The 20,465-nt window shown below is 66.0% G+C and carries 17 protein-coding genes; 4 read left to right on the top strand and 13 right to left on the bottom strand.

The window, feature by feature from the left end:
* The first annotated feature begins 2 nt into the window (after positions 1–2).
* Positions 3–1,646 (top strand): acyl-CoA synthetase, encoded by a 1,644-nt coding sequence (locus ACQR1L_RS15575; RefSeq protein ID WP_434858820.1) that lies wholly within the window; start codon positions 3–5, stop codon positions 1,644–1,646.
* Between the two features lie 343 nt (positions 1,647–1,989).
* Here ACQR1L_RS15575 and ACQR1L_RS15570 read toward each other — a convergent pair whose 3' ends face one another.
* The 8 genes from ACQR1L_RS15570 to ACQR1L_RS15535 all read right to left on the bottom strand — a co-directional run bounded on the left by ACQR1L_RS15570 (position 1,990) and on the right by ACQR1L_RS15535 (position 10,243).
* On the bottom strand, positions 1,990–2,550 hold the full coding sequence (locus ACQR1L_RS15570) for a hypothetical protein (RefSeq protein WP_434858819.1): 561 nt from the start codon (positions 2,548–2,550) through the stop codon (positions 1,990–1,992).
* 103 nt (positions 2,551–2,653) lie between these two features.
* Positions 2,654–3,283 carry an antibiotic biosynthesis monooxygenase family protein gene (locus tag ACQR1L_RS15565; RefSeq protein ID WP_434858818.1) on the bottom strand — a complete coding sequence of 210 codons (630 nt, stop codon included), beginning with the start codon at positions 3,281–3,283 and terminating at the stop codon, positions 2,654–2,656.
* Between the two features lie 158 nt (positions 3,284–3,441).
* Positions 3,442–4,242, bottom strand: a complete 801-nt coding sequence (locus ACQR1L_RS15560; protein ID WP_434858817.1) for an MBL fold metallo-hydrolase — start codon at positions 4,240–4,242, stop codon at positions 3,442–3,444.
* Positions 4,239–5,030, bottom strand: a complete 792-nt coding sequence (locus ACQR1L_RS15555) for a TatD family hydrolase (RefSeq protein WP_434858816.1) — start codon at positions 5,028–5,030, stop codon at positions 4,239–4,241. Before ACQR1L_RS15555 ends, ACQR1L_RS15560 begins: the two co-directional genes overlap by 4 nt.
* Positions 5,030–7,192 (bottom strand): methionine--tRNA ligase, encoded by a 2,163-nt coding sequence (gene metG, locus ACQR1L_RS15550; RefSeq protein ID WP_434858815.1) that lies wholly within the window; start codon positions 7,190–7,192, stop codon positions 5,030–5,032. The genes ACQR1L_RS15555 and metG overlap by 1 nt, the downstream gene beginning before the upstream one ends.
* A gap of 69 nt (positions 7,193–7,261) precedes the next feature.
* The gene (locus ACQR1L_RS15545) at positions 7,262–8,302 is read right to left on the bottom strand and encodes a DNA polymerase III subunit delta' (RefSeq protein WP_434858814.1); all 1,041 of its coding nucleotides are present in this window, start codon (positions 8,300–8,302) and stop codon (positions 7,262–7,264) included.
* Positions 8,299–8,979 carry a dTMP kinase gene (gene tmk, locus ACQR1L_RS15540; RefSeq protein ID WP_434858813.1) on the bottom strand — a complete coding sequence of 227 codons (681 nt, stop codon included), beginning with the start codon at positions 8,977–8,979 and terminating at the stop codon, positions 8,299–8,301. Before tmk ends, ACQR1L_RS15545 begins: the two co-directional genes overlap by 4 nt.
* 4 nt (positions 8,980–8,983) lie before the next feature.
* The gene (locus tag ACQR1L_RS15535) at positions 8,984–10,243 is read right to left on the bottom strand and encodes a D-alanyl-D-alanine carboxypeptidase family protein (RefSeq protein WP_434858812.1); all 1,260 of its coding nucleotides are present in this window, start codon (positions 10,241–10,243) and stop codon (positions 8,984–8,986) included.
* Between the two features lie 157 nt (positions 10,244–10,400).
* Here ACQR1L_RS15535 and ACQR1L_RS15530 point away from each other — a divergent pair, with 157 nt between their 5' ends.
* The gene (locus ACQR1L_RS15530) at positions 10,401–11,354 is read left to right on the top strand and encodes an alpha/beta fold hydrolase (RefSeq protein ID WP_434858811.1); all 954 of its coding nucleotides are present in this window, start codon (positions 10,401–10,403) and stop codon (positions 11,352–11,354) included.
* Here ACQR1L_RS15530 and ACQR1L_RS15525 read toward each other — a convergent pair.
* The 4 genes from ACQR1L_RS15525 to ACQR1L_RS15510 form a co-directional block, all read right to left on the bottom strand.
* Positions 11,351–11,869 carry a GNAT family N-acetyltransferase gene (locus ACQR1L_RS15525; protein WP_434858810.1) on the bottom strand — a complete coding sequence of 173 codons (519 nt, stop codon included), beginning with the start codon at positions 11,867–11,869 and terminating at the stop codon, positions 11,351–11,353. The genes ACQR1L_RS15530 and ACQR1L_RS15525 overlap by 4 nt on opposite strands.
* A 13-nt stretch (positions 11,870–11,882) precedes the next feature.
* Positions 11,883–12,431 carry a phage tail protein gene (locus tag ACQR1L_RS15520; RefSeq protein WP_434858809.1) on the bottom strand — a complete coding sequence of 183 codons (549 nt, stop codon included), beginning with the start codon at positions 12,429–12,431 and terminating at the stop codon, positions 11,883–11,885.
* Between the two features lie 51 nt (positions 12,432–12,482).
* Positions 12,483–13,013, bottom strand: coding sequence for a phage tail protein (locus tag ACQR1L_RS15515; RefSeq protein ID WP_434858808.1), 531 nt, complete (start codon positions 13,011–13,013; stop codon positions 12,483–12,485).
* A gap of 101 nt (positions 13,014–13,114) precedes the next feature.
* Entirely contained in the window at positions 13,115–13,657 is a 543-nt protein-coding gene (locus ACQR1L_RS15510) for a phage tail protein (protein ID WP_434858807.1), read from the bottom strand.
* 411 nt (positions 13,658–14,068) lie between these two features.
* Here ACQR1L_RS15510 and ACQR1L_RS15505 point away from each other — a divergent pair, with 411 nt between their 5' ends.
* Positions 14,069–18,529: a beta strand repeat-containing protein gene (locus ACQR1L_RS15505; protein ID WP_434858806.1), complete on the top strand. Its 4,461-nt coding sequence runs from the start codon at positions 14,069–14,071 to the stop codon at positions 18,527–18,529.
* Between the two features lie 71 nt (positions 18,530–18,600).
* Here ACQR1L_RS15505 and ACQR1L_RS15500 read toward each other — a convergent pair whose 3' ends face one another.
* Positions 18,601–19,521 (bottom strand): septal ring lytic transglycosylase RlpA family protein, encoded by a 921-nt coding sequence (locus ACQR1L_RS15500; protein WP_434858805.1) that lies wholly within the window; start codon positions 19,519–19,521, stop codon positions 18,601–18,603.
* A gap of 629 nt (positions 19,522–20,150) precedes the next feature.
* Between ACQR1L_RS15500 and ACQR1L_RS15495 the strand changes: the two genes are divergently transcribed.
* A complete protein-coding gene (locus ACQR1L_RS15495; protein WP_434858804.1) occupies positions 20,151–20,279 on the top strand; it encodes a hypothetical protein in 129 nt (42 codons plus the stop codon).
* Positions 20,280–20,465 lie beyond the last annotated feature (186 nt).

Genomic DNA, 20,465 nt, shown 5'->3' with positions numbered 1-20,465 from the left:
TGATGAGCACGAACCAGTATCAGCTCGGTCTCGACAAGAACGCGGCCAATTACGTCCCCCTGACCCCGCTCAGCTTCCTGGCGCGCAGCGCGGCCGTCTACCCGGACCATGTCAGCACGGTCTATGAGGGCCGCAGCTTCACCTGGCGCCAGACCTATGAGCGCTGCCGCCGCTTCGCGTCCTATCTCGCCGGCCGCGGCATCGGCATCGGTGACACCGTGGCGGCGATGCTGCCGAACATCCCGGCAATGAACGAGGCGCATTTCGCCGTGCCGATGACCGGCGCGGTGCTCAACACGCTCAACATCCGCCTCGATGCGCCGTCAATCGCATTCCAGCTCGACCACGGGCAGGCCAGGATCATCCTGGTCGATCCGGAATTCTCCGGCGTGATCAGCGAGGCGCTGAAGCTGATGAGCGGCGCAAAGCCGTTTGTGATCGACGTCGATGACGCGTCCTACGCGGGCGGCAGCCGCATCGGCGAGATCGAATACGAGGCCGCCGTCGCCTCAGGCGATCCCGCCTTCGAACCGCGCCGTCCCGCCGATGAATGGGACGCGATCGCGATGAGCTACACCTCGGGCACCACAGGCAATCCGAAGGGTGTCGTGACCCATCACCGCGGCGCCTATCTCAACGCCGTCAGCAACATCCTCGCCGGCGGGCTCGGCCAGCATCCGGTCTATCTCTGGACCCTGCCGATGTTCCACTGCAACGGCTGGTGTTTCCCCTGGACCATGGCGGCCGCGGCCGGCGTCAATGTCTGCCTGCGCAAGGTCGAGCCGACCAAGATCTTCGAGCTGATCAAGACCCACGGCGTCACCCATATGTGCGGCGCGCCGATCGTCTACAACGTGCTGATCAATGCGCCGGATGCGCCCAAAGGCAAGCGCGAGAAGCCGGTGGTCGGCCTGATCGCCGGCGCCGCGCCGCCGGTCGCGGTGCTCGAGGGCGCCGAGAGCATCGGCATCAAGCTGACCCATGTCTACGGCCTCACCGAGGTCTACGGCCCCGCCTCCGTCTGCGCCGAGCAGCCCGGCTGGGACGATTTGCCGGCGCCTGAACGCGCGCGGCTGAAGCGGCGTCAGGGCGTGCCCTATCCCCTCCAGGAAGCCGTCACCGTGCTCAATCCGGAGACGATGCAGGAGGTGCCGCGCGACGGCGAGACCATCGGCGAGGTCATGTTCCGCGGCAACATCGTCATGAAAGGCTATCTGAAGAACGAGAAGGCGACGACCGACGCGTTTGCCGGCGGCTGGTTTCATACCGGCGATCTCGGTGTGCTCGACGAGCACGGCTATGTCATCATCAAGGACCGCTCCAAAGACATCATCATCTCCGGCGGCGAGAACATCTCCTCCGTCGAGGTCGAGGACATCCTCTACAAGCACCCCGCCGTGCTGTTCGCCGCCGTCGTCGCCAAGCCCGATCCGAAGTGGGGCGAGGTGCCCTGCGCCTTCGTCGAGCTCAAGGATGGCGCGCAGGCCACGGAAGCCGAAATCATCGCCTATTGCCGCAGCCACATGTCGGGCTTCAAGACGCCCAAGGTCGTGGTGTTCGGGCCGATCCCGAAGACGTCGACGGGCAAGATCCAGAAGTTCCTGCTGCGCAACGAGGTGAATTCGGCGAAGGCGATTTCGGCTTAGGGCTGCCGAACTGTCAGCCGATCTGATGAGCCTTATCGACACGGATGGTGCACCCTCTCCCCTTGTGGGAGAGGGTGGTTTCGATGCGAAGCATCGAAACCGGGTGAGGGATCGCCACGAGCTTAAAGCGGAATGTGAGGCACGAACCCCTCACCCGAGTGAGTCCGCAGCGAGCACCATTGAGTCCTCTCCCACCCGGGCGAAGCTTCGCTTCGCCTTGGGGGCGAGGGCACAGTCATGGCCATCGCGGCTGCGGCCGCCGCCGGCTTTTTTTTTTGCGTCCCAACTGCCGTTTGCTCCTCGTCAGGATGGCGCGAAGGGATCGGTCTCCGACCAGCGCGGCCTATCGCCGGTTCAGCACCCTGCCAGTCAGGTAGTCGAGCTGATAAACCTCTTGATTGAAGTCGATCACTTCAATCGCCATTGGGAGGCACCGAAATCCCTCGGTGAAGATATCACGACCGTCTGTGGCCCAGATCTTCTCCCCCTTGAGGGATAGCCGCGAGATCTGGAGTTCGCCGTGAGAGATGAGCGCGTGGTGCCCGTCGTCCCAATACACGCCGAAACACGATGCCCAATCAACCTCCAATGACCATTCAATCTTCGCGGTCTGCAGGTCGAGGCACACAACCTGGTTGCCGATGGCAAGGAACAACCGCCCGTTGAGCTCGACGGCAGAATGTTGATGCACGGTCGTCGGCCCTCGACCGGCGCCGAAAACCACCGACCACTTCCCGTCGATGCTGACCCCGTAAATGGAATAGGGTGTGGAGTCATCCAGCCGGTATTCACTTTCGTATCGACGCAGATTGTCGGTCGATCCGAACGTGTAGGACGGCTCGTCCAACACCCTGATTTTTCCGCTAGGTGTATCCAGAACCAGTTCTCTCTCGCGCGTAGTCATCGTCGACCATTCATGCTTATGGGTTCGCCGGTCCTGATACATCGAGATTTGGTAGATGGGCGGCAGCAGTCGGTTGAGCTGCCCAAGAAGCGCGAATCATGACTCAGCCGTCTCTGCTCTTCTCCGGATAGTATTGCGGCGCTTCCCGGCGGTCGTACATGCCGTAGTCGCGGGTAACTTCCCCCACGCGAATGTTGTCGGCGCCTGGTTCGGTAAGCAGCTGCGTGACGAGCGCGATGCCGGTGGGCTCATCCGGCAGCTCGATCAAATGCGCGAAGCGGCCTTCGCGATACACGCTGGAAAAGCTCTCGACCGATAGCTCCGTTGCGGCGCTCAGCTCCGGCTCTGACGTCTCCAACACCAGCACATAGGTCGGTGCACGCCGCTTCGGATCGTTGTACGTCCCTCTCCGCTCTGGCATCCACGCCGCCTGCCCCAGTCTCACCTCGTGGACCAGCTCGGCGATGCGCAGGCGATAATCTGAAAACACCTTGTCGCGGCCGAGCGTCTGGATGTCGTGGTGATGCGCGTGCACGCGCCAGGCGGTCATCGCGCCCTCGTCCTGCCAGATCTGGTAGGACAGGATCAGGTTGGCGCGCGACAGGCTCTTGAAGCGGTCGAGGAAGAGGCAGCCGCCGAGCGCGTCGAGCTCCGGCCGCAGCGCGGCGGCCAGTTGCAGATACTGGTCGAGATGGCCGGGCTTGACCTCGACCTCGAAGAACAGCGACAGCATGTAGCGCCTCCATGTCCCTGGTATTGGCCGAGCTTGAAACCTCGTGGCTGGCCAAAACCGTCATTGCGAGCGAAGCGAAGCAATTCAGAGTCCCGCAACGGCTCTGGATTGCTTCGTCGCCTTCGGCTCCTCGCAATGACGGCCGGTGGCCGAGAGGCCTACGCCGTCAGCTCCAGCCGCATGCCGTCATAGGCGGGCACCACGCCGGCCGGCAGGCTCTGGCGCAGCACCTCGTAGTCGAGGTCGGCGGTCATGTTGGTGATGACGGCGCGCCTCGGCTTGAAGCGCTCGATCCAGGCGAGCGCGTCATTGACCGAGAAATGGCTGGGATGCGACGCCGGCCGCAGACCGTCGACGATCCAGAGGTCGAGATCCTCGAGCGCGCCCCAGCTCTCCTCGGGAATGTCGTTGAGATCCGGCGTGTAGGCGGCGTCGCCGATGCGGTAGCCGAGCGCTTCGATGTTGCCGTGCTGGACCAGGAACGCCGTCAGCCTGAGCTCACCGCCCTTCCCTTCCACTGCCTGGGTCTCGCCGGCCTCGATCGAGTGCTGGGTGAGGATCGGCGGATAGTCGCTGCCGGGTGGCGAGATGAAGCAATACGAGAACCGGTGCATGATGTCCTTGGCGGTCGACTGGTTCAGGTAGACCGGGATGCGGCGGCGCTGATGCAGCACCACCGAGCGCAGATCATCGATGCCGTGGGTCTGGTCGGCATGCTCATGCGTCAGGAACACCGCGTCGATGTGATCGACATGGCTGTCGATCAGCTGCTCGCGCAGATCGGGCGAGGTGTCGATCACCACGCGCGTTACCCCATGCGCGCCGCGGCGCTCGGCCAGCAGCGAGCAGCGACGGCGGCGATTCCTGGGATTGTTCGGATCGCATGCGCCCCACCCCAGCGCCGGACGCGGCACGCCGGCCGATGAGCCGCAGCCGAGGATGGTGAGCGTCAGGGTCATGAGTGCTCCTGCGGTCGCGGAACCTTGGAGAACAGCTTGAAGAACGTGTCCGAGGTCTGGCGCGAGAACTCCTCGAACGACACGCCGCGGGTTTCCGCAAGCACCTTGGCGGTCTCGACCACATAGGCCGGCTCGTTGCGCTTGCCGCGGAACTTTCCGGGCGCGAGATACGGCGCGTCGGTCTCGACCATGATGCGGTCGGCCGGCACCTCGGCGGCGAGCGCGCGCAGCGTGTCCGACTTCTTGAACGTCACGATGCCCGTGAACGAGATGTGCAGTCCGAGATCGATCGCCTTCATCGCCAGCTCGCGTCCGCCGGTGTAGCAATGCAGCACGGCCTTGAAAGGTCCGCGCGCCATCTCCTCGTCGAGGATGCGGCTGCACTGCTCGTCGGCCTCGCGGGTATGGATCACCAGCGGCAGGCCCGTCTCGCGGGCGGCCGCGATGTGCGCCCGGAACCCGCGCTCCTGGGCGTCCTTGGAGCCGTGGTCGTAGAAATTATCCAGCCCTGCCTCGCCGAGCGCGACGACCTTCGGATGCCTGGTCAGCGCGATGAGCTCCTCGGCCGAGATGCCGTCCTCCTCATCCGCATTGTGAGGATGCGTGCCGACAGAGCAGAACACGTTGTCGAACCGCTCGGCGATCGCGAGCAGCTCGGGGAGCCTGCGCACCCGTGTCGAGATCGTGACCAGGCGGCCGACGCCGGCGGCGGCGGCACGCGTGACGATGCCATCCAGATCCTCGGCGAAATCCGGAAAATCAAGATGGCAGTGACTATCGACCAGCATCACGCCGCCGTCGGCTCGATGTAGCGCGGGAACACCGCCTGCGGCGCCGGCAATTGCGTGCCGGGCGCGATGCGCACCTCGCCACCAAGCCGCGCGAAGCTGCGCTCACCCTCGGGGATGCCGAGGCTGTCGAGCAGCTTCGCCGACGCCGCGGGCATCACCGGCTGGGTCAGGATCGCGACCTGCCGGATCACCTCGGCGGTGACATAGAGCACGGTGTGCTGGCGCTTCGGATCGGTCTTCGCCAGCGCCCACGGCGCCTCGCCCGCGAAATACCGGTTGGCCTCGGCCACGACCGACCACACGGCATTGAGCCACTGATGGATCTGCTGCGTCGCCATCGCCTTCCGCGCCGCGCCGATCATCGCATCGGCCTCGGCCAGGATCGCCTGGTCGTTGGCCGAGAACTCGCCAGGCTCGGGCAGTACGCCGCCCAATTGCTTCGTGATCATCGACAGCGAGCGCTGCGCCAGATTGCCGAGGTCGTTGGCGAGATCGGCGTTGATGCGTGCGACGATCGCCTCGTGATTGTAGTTGCCGTCCTGGCCGAACGGCACCTCGCGCAGGAAGAAATAGCGCAGCTGGTCGACGCCATACTGGTCGGCAAGGTTGAACGGATCGACGACGTTGCCGACCGACTTCGACATCTTCTCGCCCCTGTTGAACAGGAAGCCATGCGCATAGACCCGCTTCGGCACGGGCACGCCGGCGGACATCAGGAACGCCGGCCAGTACACCGCATGGAAGCGGATGATGTCCTTGCCGATGACGTGCACGTCGGCCGGCCAATACTTCCAGTTCCTGTCGCTCTCGTCGGGGAAGCCGACCCCGGTGATGTAGTTGGTCAGCGCGTCGACCCAGACATACATCACGTGCTCGTCGTCGTGGGGCACGCGGACGCCCCAGTCGAAGGTCGTGCGCGAGATCGAGAGGTCTTTCAGCCCGCCTCGGACGAAGCTCGTGATCTCGTTGCGCCGCGCATCCGGCCCGATGAACTCGGGCTGGCTCTCATACAGCGCCAGCAGTCTGTCCTGATAGGCCGAGAGGCGGAAGAAGTAGCTCTTCTCCTCGACCCATTCGACCGGCGTGCCCTGCGGCCCGCGGCGGACATTGTCCTCGCCGACGACGGTCTCCTCCTCGGCGTAGTAGGCCTCGTCGCGGACCGAGTACCAGCCGGAATAGGTGTCGGCGTAGATGTCGCCATTCTCGAGCATGCGCGTCCAGATCGCCTGCACCGACTTGTGGTGGGCGGGCTCGGTGGTGCGGATGAAGCGGTCGAACGAGACGTTCAGCCGCTCGTCCATCTCGCGGAAGCGGCCGGCATTGCGGGTGGCGAGCTCGGACGGCGTCAGGCCCTCGTTCTGCGCGGTCTGCACCATCTTCAGGCCGTGCTCGTCGGTGCCGGTCAGGAAGAACACGTCCTTGCCGTCGAGCCGCGCGAACCGCGCGATGGCATCGGTCGCGATCGCCTCATAGGCGTGGCCGATATGCGGGCTGCCATTGGGATAGGCGATCGCGGTCGTGACATAGAACGTGTTGCCATCGGCGGGCGCGGCCGTAACGGGCTCGGCCGTTTCCTCGGTATCGGTGAACTCGATCTCGACAACCTCAACCTCTGCCACATCGACCGCGGCGATTTCGATCTCGGGAGCCGCGACGGCCTCGACCTCTCGCTTGCGCGGAGCCTTCGGCTTCGCGGCGCGCGGCGGCTTCGGGCTCTCGGCGGCCGCTGGCGCGACCGGCTTCGGAGCAGGCGCGGCCTTCGTCACAGCCGGCTTCTTCGAGGGCGTGGGCTTCGTGGCGGCGGCTTTGGTCGCGGTCGTCTTGGCCGGTGCCGCAGGCTTGGCCGCGGCCTTCTTTGCAGGAGTTTTCACGCCCTTCTTGGCGGCGCTCTTGGACGCCTTTGACGTCGCGGCCTTGGAAGCTGGTGCCTTAGACGTCGGTGCTTTGGATTTCGGTGCCTTGGCTTTGGCAGCCGCTACCTTGGCGGCCTTTGCCTTGTTCGCCTTGTCCTTGGTGTCCTTGCCCTTAACTGCCTTCGCTTTCGCGCCGGCCTTGGCCTTGGCGGGAGACTTCGCTGTCTTTTTGGCGGCAGCCTTCGTCGCGGCGCCCTTGGTCGCCGGCTTGCCCTTCTTCACGGTTGTCTTGCTGGCCTTGGCCACGGCAGATTCCTCTTTGACGCCGTCGATGGACGGATTGATCCTGATGATCCCGGGATGATGGTCGGCGCGTTACCGCGTGGCTTCGGCGAGCATCCCGAACACCGAGAAAACCAGCGGTTTTCGCTCCAGATTATAGGATTCGGTGTCGCGCGCGGCGCGGACGATCTTTTCCCATACCTCCGCCAGCCGTGCAAGGCGCGGCAGTTCCGCGTTGGGATCTTGCGCCCGCAGCCGTTCCGCCACCCAGCGCTCGATGCTGTCGAGGAAGCTCGCCAGCGCGACGCGGTCGCTGGTGCCGAGCGCGTCGCCGAGGGCATGCAGCTCGCCAGCGTCGATTCGCGGCAGGCTTGCGAGCAGCGCGGCGGTGCGGGTCTGCAGCTGCAGCCCGTCGCCGCCCATCAGCATCAGGGTCCTGGAGACGCTGCCTTCGGAGGCCTTGGCGGCCTCGCGCAGCGCCGGATCGCCGCCGTCCATGCCGGTCGCCTCGGCCGCGGCGCTGATGACGTCCTCGGTCGACAGCGCCCGCAGCGAAAGCCGGCGGCAGCGCGATTTGATGGTCGCGAGCACCCGGGCCGGCGCGTGGCTCACCAGCAGGAACAGCGATTGCTGCGGCGGCTCCTCGAGGATCTTGAGCAGCGCATTCGCCGCGTTCGGATTGAGCTCGTCGACGGTGTCGACGATGCAGACGCGCCAGCCTTCGACGGCCGCCGTCGAGCCGAAGAACGAGATCGTCTCGCGGGTCTCGTCGACGGTGATGACCGTGCGCAGCACGCCCTTGTCGTTCGCCGAGCGCTCCAGCGTCAGCAGCCCGCCATGCGCTTCCGAGGCGATCAGGCGGGCGACATGGTCGTCGGCATCGACGTGCAGCGATTCGGCTGCGTGCACTTCAGGCGCCATGGGATCGCGATGGGTCAGCACGAAGCGCGCCATGCGATAGGCCAAGGTCGCCTTGCCGATGCCCTGCGGCCCTCCGATCAGCCAGGCATGCGCCATTCGTCCGCTCCGATAGGCGGCCAGCAGCGCGGCCTCCGCCTCGCGGTGCCCGAACAGCGCCGTGGTCTCGCGCGGATGGCGGACCGCGATCTCCGGCTCGACCTTGCGCGCGCTCATGATGCCGCCGCCACGGCCGTGAACAGGCGCTCCCGCACGGCGTCCCAGACGATATGCGATACCGTCTCGGCATTCGCGGTGGCATCGATCAGCACGCAGCGCCGCGGCTCAGCGGCGGCGATGTTGTGAAAGGCGTCGCGCAGGCCCTTGTGGAACTTGATGTCCTCGCTCTCGAACCTGTCCGGCGTGCCGCTGCCGCGCCGCGCCGAGGCGCGCTGCAGGCCGACCTCGACGGGCACATCGAGGATGAGTGTCAAATCCGGCTTGAGGTCGCCGATCGTGACCCGCTGCATCGCGTTGAGCACGTCGGGCGCGACCTTGCCCTGGCTGCCCTGGTAGGCGCGGGTCGAATCGAAGAAACGGTCGCACAGCACCCAGCTGCCCTGGTTGAGCGCCGGGAGAATCACGCTGCGCACATGGTCGTCGCGGGCGGCGGCGAACAGCAGCGTCTCGGCCTCCGCGCCGAGCAGCTTGCCCATGCCCGAGAGCACGAGGTGGCGCATGATCTCGGCGCCGGGGGAACCGCCGGGCTCGCGGGTCAGCACCACGCGCACACCCTCTTTCTCCAGACGATCCGCCAACATCTTGATCTGCGTGGATTTTCCGGCGCCCTCACCGCCCTCGAAGGTGACGAATCGGCCGCGGCCAGGACCACGTTTCAAAGCTGCATCCGCCATGTCTCTAGAGCTTCTCGGCCCCGGCGCGGAACATTCCGATCACGAGCTCGCTCGCCCCATCGATCGCGCGCCGCATCGTGGACCCCCTGCCCACGGCTTCCGCCGCATAGACGGGGGCCTCCATGGCGATATTGGGGCCGCGCCAGACCCTGACAACCCCGACCTTCTGACCCGGCTCGACCGGCGCCTTCACCGGGCCGCTGTAGATGATGCGCGCGAGCAGCTTCTCGCCGCCGTTCTTCTGCACCATCACCTTGACCGGCACCGGGCTCGACAGCTTCACCGAGCGACTCTCGCCGCCGAACACTTTTGCATAGCCGAGCGTCTGGTCGGCGGCGAACAAGGTGCGGGTCTCGAAATTGCGAAACCCCCATTCCAGCATCTTCTTGGCCTCGGTGGCGCGATCCTCGGGATCCTCCAGGCCGTTGACCACGACGATCAGCCGCGTGCCGTTCTGCACGGCGGAGCCGACCATGCCGTAGCCGCCCTCCTTGGTGTAGCCGGTCTTCAGCCCGTCGGCGCCTTCCATCGCGTTCAGCAGCGGATTGCGGTTCTGCTGGCGGATCTTGTTCCAGGTGAATTCCTTCTCGCCGAACAGCTTATAGAATTCCGGGAAGTCCAGGATGATGTGCCGCGCCAGCATCGACAGCTCGCGCACGGTCATCTTGTTGCCGGGGTCGGGCAGCCCGTTGGAATTTGCGAAAGTCGATTTGGACAGGCCGAGCTCGCGCGCCCGCTTGGTCATGTAGTCGGCGGCAAAGATCTTCTCGTTGCCGGCCATGCCCTCGGCGAGCGCGATGCAGGCATCGTTGCCGCTCTGGATGATCGCGCCGTGCAGGAGGTCGCTGACCGAGACCTTGCTGTTAAGGGCCGCGAACATCGTCGAGGTGCCCGACGGCGCGCCGCCCTTGCGCCAGGCATTCTCGCTGATCCGGTATTCGTCGTTGAGCTTGATCGTGCCGTCCTTGACGGCGTTGAAGACCACCTCGGCGGTCATCAGCTTCATCATGCTGGAGGGGGCACGCAGCTCGTCGGCGTTCTTCTCGAACAGCACGCTGCCGCTGTTGGCCTCGACCAGGATTGCGGTCGGCGCATCGCCATCGAAGCCGCCGTCGTCCTTCTTGGCGCCCTGGACGCTCTGGTTCGCGGCATAGAGCATCCCGCTCCAGCCGACGGCCAGCGCGGCCGCCAGGACGATGAGGGCACGCGTCGTCCGGCCGGACGTGGCGCTGGCGCGGCGGAACGGTAAAAGCATGAGATTCATCGGCTAAGCTCTGGAGCGCGCTCGGAATCTAGCATCTGGGCGGTGCGCAAACAACTCGGCAGTCCGCCGCCAAAGGCGGCTGTCCCGCGATTTGCACCGCCCTGCGCGCGATGCGATACCGTTGGACCAAGAACGAACAATCGACCGGGAGGACGCGGTGTCACAGGGGCGGATCGTCAAAGCCAACGGGATCGAGCTGTTCGTGCGCGAACAAGGCGACGGTCCGCTCGTTCTGCTCTGCCATGGCTGGCCGGAGCTGTCCTATTCGTGGCGGCATCAGATCCCGGCGCTCGCCGAGGCTGGCTATCGGGTCGCAGCGCCCGACATGCGCGGCTTCGGCCGCTCGCAGGCACCTCGCGATATCGCCGCCTACTCCATCTTCGACAACGTCGGCGACATGGTCGCGCTGGTCTCGGCGCTCGGCGCAGACAGCGCCGTCATCATCGGCCACGACTGGGGCGCGCCGGTGGCGTGGCACGCGGCGATGTTTCGCCCGGACCTGTTCACCGCCGTGGCCGGACTGAGTGTCCCGCCGCCCTTCCGCGGCCGCGGCCGGCCGCTCGACACGCTCGAGGCCGGCGGCATCGAAAACTTCTACTGGCAGTATTTTCAGACGCCCGGTGTCGCCGAGGCGGAGTTCGAGCGCGACGTCGCGCTGACCATGCGGACGATGCTGGCGCGCGGTTTTTCCGATCCGCAGTCGCTGTTCGTCGCGCCCGGCAAGGGCTTTCTCGGGGAGACGAATGCCAACATGCCACTGCCGGCATGGCTGAGCGAGGCCGACCTCGCCGAGTTCGTGACGGCCTACCGTGCCTCGGGTTTCCGCGGCGGCCTCAACTGGTACCGCAACATCGATCGCAATTGGGAGCTGACCGCGCCCTGGCAGGATGCACAGATCCGCCAGCCCTCGCTGTTCATCGCCGGCGGCGACGATGCCGTGATCAAAGGGATCATCGGCGCCAAGCGCGTCCAGGACATGGAGCGCGTGCTGCCGAATCTGCGGCGCAAGCTGATCATCGACGGCGCCGGCCACTGGATCCAGCAGGAACGTGCCGACGAGGTGAATGCGGCGCTGATCGCGTTCCTGCGCGAGGTCGCACCTTCCGGCTAGGGCGCCAGCACAAGCTCCATCCGGCAATGCGAGGCGCTAGTGTCGTCCGCGATCTCGCGGAAGCCAAGCCGGGCATAGAACCGCATCGCATCCTCGTTGGTGGTGGCGACCGCGAGCGAGAGCACATCGGCGCCCTGCTCCCGGGCCGCCGTGGCGACCGACTGCATGATCTCACGCCCGACACCCGCATTGCGCGTGCCGGGCAACAGCGCGAGATCGACGACATGCCATCGCGACGCCGCGCGATCGAGCAGCAGCCGCCCGACGGGCGACCCGTCGCGCAGGATGATCATGGAATGCGCCGCCGGGCATTGCGCGGCATAGCCGGCGACCTGCGCGCGATATTGCTGCGCGAGCACGACGTCGAGCATCGCCGGTGGCAGCCCGGCCATGGCGAGTTGCGCGCCTTTGACGGAGCGGAAGAGATCGCGCAGGAATTGTTCGTCGGCGGCTTCGGCGAGCCGCAGCCGCAAGCGCGCGTCCGGCGAGACGATCTCGCTTACGATGGTCGTCACCGTCGGCGTCGGCTCAGGAATTGTTGAACGAGGGGAAGACGCCGGCATAGGCGATGCACCAGATCAGCGCCTGGGTCGGCTGCATGTTGTCGTGCGGAATGTTCTGCCCGGTGAACGTGACCGCATTGGGAGCCAACGTGGTGTTGGCTGGCGGCGGCACGAAGCCGTTGAAGACGGGATCGATGGCGACCGTGGTCGCGGGCGCCCCTGGTCCCGGCGTCGCATTCGCCGCGGTCTTGCTCCCGAGCTGCAGGTTGTGCGTGTGGCTGGGCAGCTCGGTGGATACCAGGGACACGGTGCTGCTGCCCATGGTCTCACCGATGATGCGCGGTTGCAGGCCCGGTCCGTCGCCCTGGCTGTTGGTGATGCTGCCGCTCAGGTTGGGCAGCTGGAAGTTGGTGGTGCCGTTGCCGCCATAGTACGTCCCGATCAGCGCGAACAGCGGCGAGAAACGCTGGATCGGCACCACCTGGCCGAAGCACGGCAGCCAGGCATTGTTGAAGCCGCCGGTCGCGAAGGTGAAGGGAAAAGCCTGAATTTCGCCGATGAAGGGGTTGGACACGTCGTCTCTCCTCGAGTGTGCACGATGAAGCCGATCGAACCGCGAGGAGCTTCAGCCTGGCGACGGGAAGATGCCGTTGATGCAGATGCAATAATTGCCCACGACGGTCGGCATGATGTTGTTGTGCGGCTGGTTCTGCCCGGCAAGGCCGAGCGACGTGGACGACATCACCGCGTAGGGCGCGGCGTCAGCCACGGGAGCGTAGAGAGTTCCACCAGACGCGGTGGCCAGATGGACGGTAGGACCGGGCTCGGCGGTCGACGCAACGACGGTCGATGACAGCAGCGCGTGATTGTGCGCCGGCATCTCGGTTGCGATCAGCATATGCTCGTCCTCGCCGGCCATTTCACCCAACACGTAGAACGGCCCACCCGGCGCCTGCCCCTGTCCGATCGGAACGCGGCCGCGCAGATCCGGCAAATTGAAAGTTTGCACGCCGTCGCCGCCATAGGTCGTGCCGATCACCGCGTAGAGCGCGTCATAGGTGGAGATCGACAGCGACTGTCCGTCGCATGCGAGCCAGCCATCGGGGATACGCGGAAAGGCGAACAGTCTGACTTCGCCGAGAAACGGATCTGACATCCCGGGATCCTTTCATTGGGTTTTGCCGCGCGGCCTCTGCGGGCGCGACACGACAGAGATTTGGATCGAGTGGTGACGGAGGGGCAGCGCTTGCGGGCCCGTCAATCGCGGGACGGATAGACGCCCTGCAAGGCGATCAAGTAGTTGAGCACCAGGTAAGGCTGCATGTTGTTATGCGCCTGCCCGCCTCCGGTGTCCGCGATGTTGGTGCCGAGAGCCAGCGGCTCCTCTTGAGCGCCGGCCGTGGCGAAGATCGCGTCCGGATTCGTCGGCGGCAGCGTGTTGGTTCCGAACAGATTGTTGGTGGGCGTGGACCCGCGCCCGGCGCCTTGGGTGGTCGAGGCATAGAAGACATGGTTGTGGGAGGCGATCTGCGACACGTTCAGGGTCACCGTGGTCTCGCCGCTCACCATCCCCGCAGGATACTGGCCGCTACTCCCGGTCGAGCCGAGGATGGCCCGGCCCCGAAGATCGGGAAGCGCGAAAGTCGTGATGCCGTTGCCGCCGTAATAGGTGCCGAGCAGCGAGAACAGGGCCTGATTGGTCTGGACAGCGAGCAACGCACCGTTGCACAACGCCCACCCTTTCGGCGGCTGGGATCCCGCAAAAGGCATGATCTGCCCCAACACAGGCGTCATCGGCATGCGCGTCTTCTCCCAATGTGATTCTTTGAAACGAGAAAGCGCCAGATCGTTGAATGCCTGTGCGCGCTGAAATCTTACGACGTAGAAACAACTCCAGAGCGAAGTCTAGGTGGGGCTGCTCGTATCCGTCAAGTCAATAAAGTTCCACAACTTCTGCTGTTGCACCCTTGCAACGCGCGCGAAGCGTCGTGCGCGGCCGAGTTGAATCGACTTGCTCGCCAGCGGCGGAGCCTCCAAGGTTACAATTGTCTTACCAAATTTGTTCGAAGCGATTTTTTTCAGGCGGCACCCTCAATCAATGAGGGGCCATGAGGGGCAGGATCATTGTCAACCGGAACTTGGCGCCGGAACTGTCGCGATAGCTGCGCGCAATTGCGGCGTGTGCTTGGCCTCCTCGGCGTGGCGGTTGCCATGCTGATTGGTGCAACCATGGTCGCCCAGGCGGCCTGTAACTTCACAACCGCCTCAACATCCGGCGCCACCATCACGATCAACGGCACCGGCGCGGGCAACGCCGTGGGCCTCTGCGTCCAGAACGACGTGGTGCTGTGGGGCCTCTATGGTCAATCCAACGGCACCAACCCGAATATCGATGCCTTCAACAACGTGCCAATGACCGCGGGCGGCCTGACCTACACCAATCTGACCTACAATGGCGCCAAGGCGAGCTACACGCTGATTCCGGTTCCCATCACTAACGATTTCACACAGGTCCCGGAATACTCGATCCGGATCGACACACAGAGCGGATCGGGAACCGACACCATTACGCTCTGGTATTCGAGCGGCTGCTCGCAGAGCCAAGGTTCTTGTCCCGGCGGCAGCACCACCAACACCCCGTTCACGATCGCGGTAAACCTGCCTCAGCCGACGGTGACGTCGATCTCGCCGACGTCGGGACCGACCACGGGCGGCACCACCGTGACGATCACCGGCTCCGGCTTCACCGGCACCAGCGGCGCCGGCGGCGTCAAGTTCGGCGCCACCAACGCCACCGGCTACACCGTCAATTCCGGCACGTCGATCACGGCCACCGCCCCCGCAGGGACGGTGGGAACGGTTGACGTCACCGTCACCAATGGCGGCCAGACCTCGGCGACCTCTGCGGCCGATCAGTTCACCTATGTCGCAGCCCCTACGGTGACGTCGATCGCGCCGACGTCGGGACCGGGGACCGGGGGCACCACGGTGGTCATCACCGGCACCAATTTCTCCGGCGCAACCGGCGTATCGTTCGGCGGCAATGCGGCGGCCGGCTTCACGGTCAATTCGGCCACCCAGATCACCGCGACCTCACCGGCCGGCACCGGCACTGTCGACGTGACGGTCACCACGGCCGGCGGCACCTCGGCGATCACGGCTGCCGATCAATTCACCTACGTCCCCGCGCCCACCGTCAGTTCGATTTCGCCCACGTCGGGACCGGCCTCCGGCAGCACCACGGTGACCGTCACGGGCACCAACTTCACCGGCGTCACCGCGGTGTCCTTCGGCGCCACGCCGGCCGCCAGCTTCACGTTCAACTCCGCGACATCGATCACCGCGACCTCGCCGGCCGGCACCGGCACTGTCGACGTCCGCGTCACCACACCGGGCGGCACGTCGGCGACATCTGCGGCCGACCAGTTCACCTACATCGCCGCACCGACGGTGACCTCGATCTCGCCAGCTACGGGCCCGCTGACCGGCGGCACCACGGTGACCGTCACCGGCACCAACTTCACCGGCGTTACCGCGGTGTCCTTCGGCGCCACGCCGGCCGCGAGCTTCACGTTCAATTCCGCGACGTCGATCACCGCCACCTCGCCGGCCGGCACCGGCACTGTCGACGTCCGCGTCACGACTCCCGGCGGCACGTCCGCCACGTCGGCGTCCGATCAGTTCTCGTACACGGGACCGCCCGCCGTGACATCGATTTCGCCGACGGCAGGTCCCACCAGCGGCGGCACAACCGTCGCGATCACCGGAACCAATCTGACGGGCGCGACAGCCGTGAACTTTGGCGGCAACGCCGCGGCCGGCTTCACCGTCAACTCCGCGACGTCGATTACAGCGACGTCGCCCGCGGGCGCCGCCGGCACGATCGACGTGACCGTGACGACGCCGGGCGGCACCTCCCCGACGTCCGCGGCCGACCAGTTCACCTATGTCGCGGCTCCGACGGTGACCTCGATCTCGCCGACCTCGGGCCCGGCCGCCGGCAGCACCACGGTGACCATAACCGGCACCAATTTGTCTGGCGCGACGGCTGTCACGTTCGGTGCGACCCCGGCGACCGGCTTCACGGTCAATTCGGCAACCTCGATCACGGCGACATCGCCGGCCGGCTCGGGCACGGTCGATGTCCGGGTCACGACCGCCGGCGGCACCTCGGCGACATCGGTGTCTGATCAGTTCACCTACGTCCCCACGCCGACCGTGACCTCGATCTCGCCGACCTCGGGACCGACCGCCGGTGGCACCTCGGTGACGATCACCGGCACCAACTTCACCGGCGCGACAGCCGTGGCCTTCGGCGCCAATCCCGCAGCCAGTTTCACGGTGAACTCCGCCACCCAGATCACGGCCACATCACCGGCCGGTACGACCGGCACGATCGACGTTCGCGTGACGACGCCGGGCGGCATCTCGGCAACATCGGCGTCCGACCAGTTCACCTATATCGGCCCGCCGATCGTGAGCTCGATCGCGCCGACGGGCGGCCCGCTGGCCGGCGGCACGACCGTCACCATCACCGGCAGTGGCTTCACCGGCGCGACCGCCGTGGCGTTCGGCGCCAATGCGGCGACCGGCTTCACGGTGAACTCGGCGACCTCGATCACGGCCACCTCGCCGGCCGGGACCGGCACGGTCGACGTCCGGGTCACCACGCCAAACGGCACGTCGGCAACGTCGGTGGCCGACCAGTTCACTTACGCGGCGACGCCGACGGTGACAGCCGTCTCGCCGAACGCCGGCGCGCTGGGCGGCGGCACGTCGGTGACCATCACCGGCACCAACTTCACCGGCGTTACAGCGGTGGCCTTCGGCGGCAGCCCGGCGGCGAGCTTCACGGTCAACTCGGCGACCTCGATCACCGCCACCTCGCCTGCCGGCGCGGGCACGGTGGATGTGACGGTGACGACGCCGGGCGGCACGTCAGCCATCTCGGCGGCCGATCAGTTCACCTACGCGGCCGGGCCGACCGTCACCTCGATTGCGCCCACCACGGGACCCGCGGGCGGCGGCACCTCGGTGACGATCACGGGCACGGGCTTCAGCGGAACGAGCGGCGCAAGCGGCGTGAAGTTCGGCGCGGCGAATGCAGCCAGCTACACCGTGAATTCGGCGACCTCGATCACCGCGGTCTCACCTGCCGGGACCGGAACGGTGGACGTCACCGTCACCAACAACAGCCAGACCTCCGCGACATCGGCGGCCGATCGCTTCACCTATCAGTCTCCGGCGACCCAGACCACGCTGGCCTCGTCGCAGAACCCGAGCCAGTTCGGGCAAGCCGTGACCTTCACCGCCACCGTGACCGCCTCGGGCGGCACGCCGACGGGGACGGTGACGTTCAACGACAACGGCTCGCCGATCGGCACGGGCACGCTGAGCAGCGGCGTGGCGACGTTCACGACGACGACCCTGGTCGCCGGCACCCACACGATCACGGCGGTCTATGCCGGCAATCCGCCGTTCACGGCGAGCACCTCGCCGGGACTGGCGCAGACCGTGAACGTGCCCGCCGACAGCGCCCGGCTGCGCTCGCTGCAGCAGACCGTCAGCAAGCTGGTGGCGCAGAACTCGGGCCAGGCGATCTCGGGAGCAATCGATGACGCCATCGCCTCCGGCTTCAACGATGGCGGCGCGTTCGTCACGCCGGGCAACGCCCACATGCGCTTCAACTTCTCGGCTGATCCGCGCGACGAGGATGCACCGGCGGCCAGCGATGGTGGCAACGGCAACAGCTATGCCTCAGGACGCGGACGCAGCCGGGGCCGTGTCGACGATGCCTTCGCCGCAATCGATCGCGGCCAGAAGCAGCAGGCTGCGCCGAAATGGCACGAGCAGAAGGAATGGCTGCTGTGGGCCGATGTGCGCGGCACCGGCGTCGACCGTTGGGGCACGACGACGACGGGCGGCGTGGTTCAGTCCAGCCAGTCGACGCTGTACGGCCAGCAGCTCAATGCCATGCTGGGCCTCACCTACCGGGCGACGCCGAGCTTCCTGGTTGGCATCGTCGGCGGCTACGAGACGTTCAGCTACACCCAGCAGGACATCAACGGCCGGCTGAAAGGTGACGGATGGACGACCGGCGCCTATCTCGGCTGGAAGATCGTGCCCACCCTGCGGTTCGACGCCGCGGTCGCCTATTCGGGCATCGGCTATAACGGCACGGCCGGAACCGCGCAGGGCAATTTCGACGGCCAGCGCTGGCTGCTCTCCACCGGCCTGACCGGCACCTATAACTGGACCGGCCTGCTGCTCGAGCCTTCCGCCAAGGTCTACGCGTTGTGGGAGCACCAGAACGCCTATACCGACTCGCTCGGAACGCGGCAGGGTACCAACGACTTCGCCAGCGGCCGCGCCTCCGGCGGTCTGCGGGTTGCCTACCCCGTGTCGTGGTTCGATAGCGGCATTGTGCTGACGCCGTTCGCGGGCCTCTATGGCGACTATTACTTCTCGAAGGACGATGCCAGCGCCGCCGCAACCGGGCTGGCCTCCACGCCGCTGCTACAGGGCTGGTCGGCGCGCGCGACCGGCGGGCTCGGCATCGTGACGCCGGGCGGTGCCAGCGTCGGCGTCGGCGCCCAGCTCGGCGGCATCGGCAGCAACACGCAAGTCTGGACCTTCTCAGCCCGCGGGCGCGTGCCATTCTCGGCGCAATAGGTCTGAGAGCGCAGAATCAAAAGCCGCCCGGTGGGGCGGCTTTTTTCATTCGGATGGCGCCGTGCGCGATCTCAGTACAGGCCGCGCCCGCTCATGATGTCGCGCGCCTCGTCGGCGCCGTCATTGCCGCCGGCCTGGCCCTGCGAAACGTAGCGGCCGCTCTGGTCGTAGGACACTGCGCGCGGATTATCGAGGCTGCGGCCGCGCGTCCGGCTCGAGGCCGACAATTCCGAGGTTGCGCCGATCGAGGCCATGTCGGCCGAGGTGTTGCCGAGCGTATAGGGCCTGCCCTCCGGCAGCGGGATCTCGCCGCGAATCGGACGGCTCGCGCCCATTTCGGGCACGAAGGGCTTCGCCGAGGCGACGCGCACCAGTGACGGCGCGGGCGCCGGGATGCCGGTGCGCAGGGTCGCCATCAGCTGGGTGTCGTCGGAGCCTTCGAGCGGCGCGCGGCCGACATATTCGACGCGGACGCGGGCAACGCCGTTGCCCTTGAACTCCAGCAGGTCGGCGGCCTTGTTGGAGACGTCGATCAGGCGGTTGGCATGGTACGGGCCGCGATCGTTGATTCGCACGATCAGCGACTTGCCGTTGGCGAGATTGGTGACGCGCGCATAGCTCGGCATCGGCAGGGTCGGATGCGCCGCCGTCAGCGACGTCATGTCGAACACCTCGCCATTGGCGGTCAGCCGGCCGTGGAAGTCGTCGCCGTACCAGGAGGCCATGCCCTCGGCGCGATAATTGGCGTCCTCTTCCGGGACGTAGGTCTTGCCGGCGACGGTGTAGGGCTTGCCGATTCGGTACACGCCGCCGCCCTTCGGCACCGGCTCGCCGAATCCCACGACACGCGGGCTCGACGACACCCCGTATTTCGGATCGACCTTGCTGGCGAACTTGTTCGACGAAGCGCAATTCGCGACCGTCAGGCAGGCAAGGACAGCGACAGCAGCGCGCGCCGCTCTCCCGACCGGATCTGTTTGACCAATCCCCATCGACCCCAAATACCATCACGGCGGCTGTCGCCCTGCCCGCGCCAGCCTGCTTGTCCCCGAGTCGCATCCCCTGCAACTCAATGCACGAGACTAACGCAACCCGAACACGGCGGAAATGGGGTCGCCCCCGCCGTGGTTAACCGGAGCTTTCCAGCCGTTGTTGCGCACGTACGGTCACCGCCCAAGCGTGCAGCTCTCCGCCTCGGCGTGTTGTGAGTGCACCTTTTGGGTCACATATGTTGCTCGAAAAGCTCAGTTAGGGGCGTTCTCATTTACCGGCACCTGAATCATTTTGACTGTGCAGGGCTGCACGTCGTTTGGTTCACACGGGGGCGACAACAGGGTGTGTTCGCTATGATCGAAGCAATGACGGCAGTGATGGGCTTGGTTGGCGCCGGGATCTTCCTTGCTCACGCATTCGAAGGCGTCCGTTCGCGGGCCTGACTTCCGGACGACGTCGGACAGTCGACCACCCGGTCGACTTTCGTCCGCCTCCGGCCATGACGCTTCGGAACGGATATGAAGCCTCGTTCTGACCAGCGGGTCAGACGACGAGATCTCCCCGAGGGAAGATCGGTTTGAAGAACGGCGCGAGGCCGTTCGCGACGTCCAGCCACGAGAGGTGGCCCATGCGACATCGAGCTTTCATCCACCGACATTTTGTTCATCGCGACTTGCTGTCGGGCGCATTCCTCGCCCTGGCGCTGTCGAGCACCGCACTGCTCTATTCCAGCCTGATCGCCTTCGCGCTGCGGTGACCGCCACCTGGCCTTTCGTCGCGACAGTGTCGACCCGCAGGCCTTCAACACTGTCCGAATCATCGAGCGCACGATTCGTCGAGGCGCATCGTCGCCGCGCTGACGACGCCGGTGGCCGATCTGCTCAAGTCGCGGGGACACCATCTGCCCGAGATTCGGCGCACCTCCCATCGTTCGCCTTGCGTT

The organism is Bradyrhizobium sp. HKCCYLR20261 (assembly GCF_051168435.1).
Taxonomy (GTDB): Bacteria; Pseudomonadota; Alphaproteobacteria; order Rhizobiales; family Xanthobacteraceae; genus Bradyrhizobium.
Note: the sequence above shows the minus strand (reverse complement) of the source record. Positions and strands in the feature narration are given on the sequence as shown.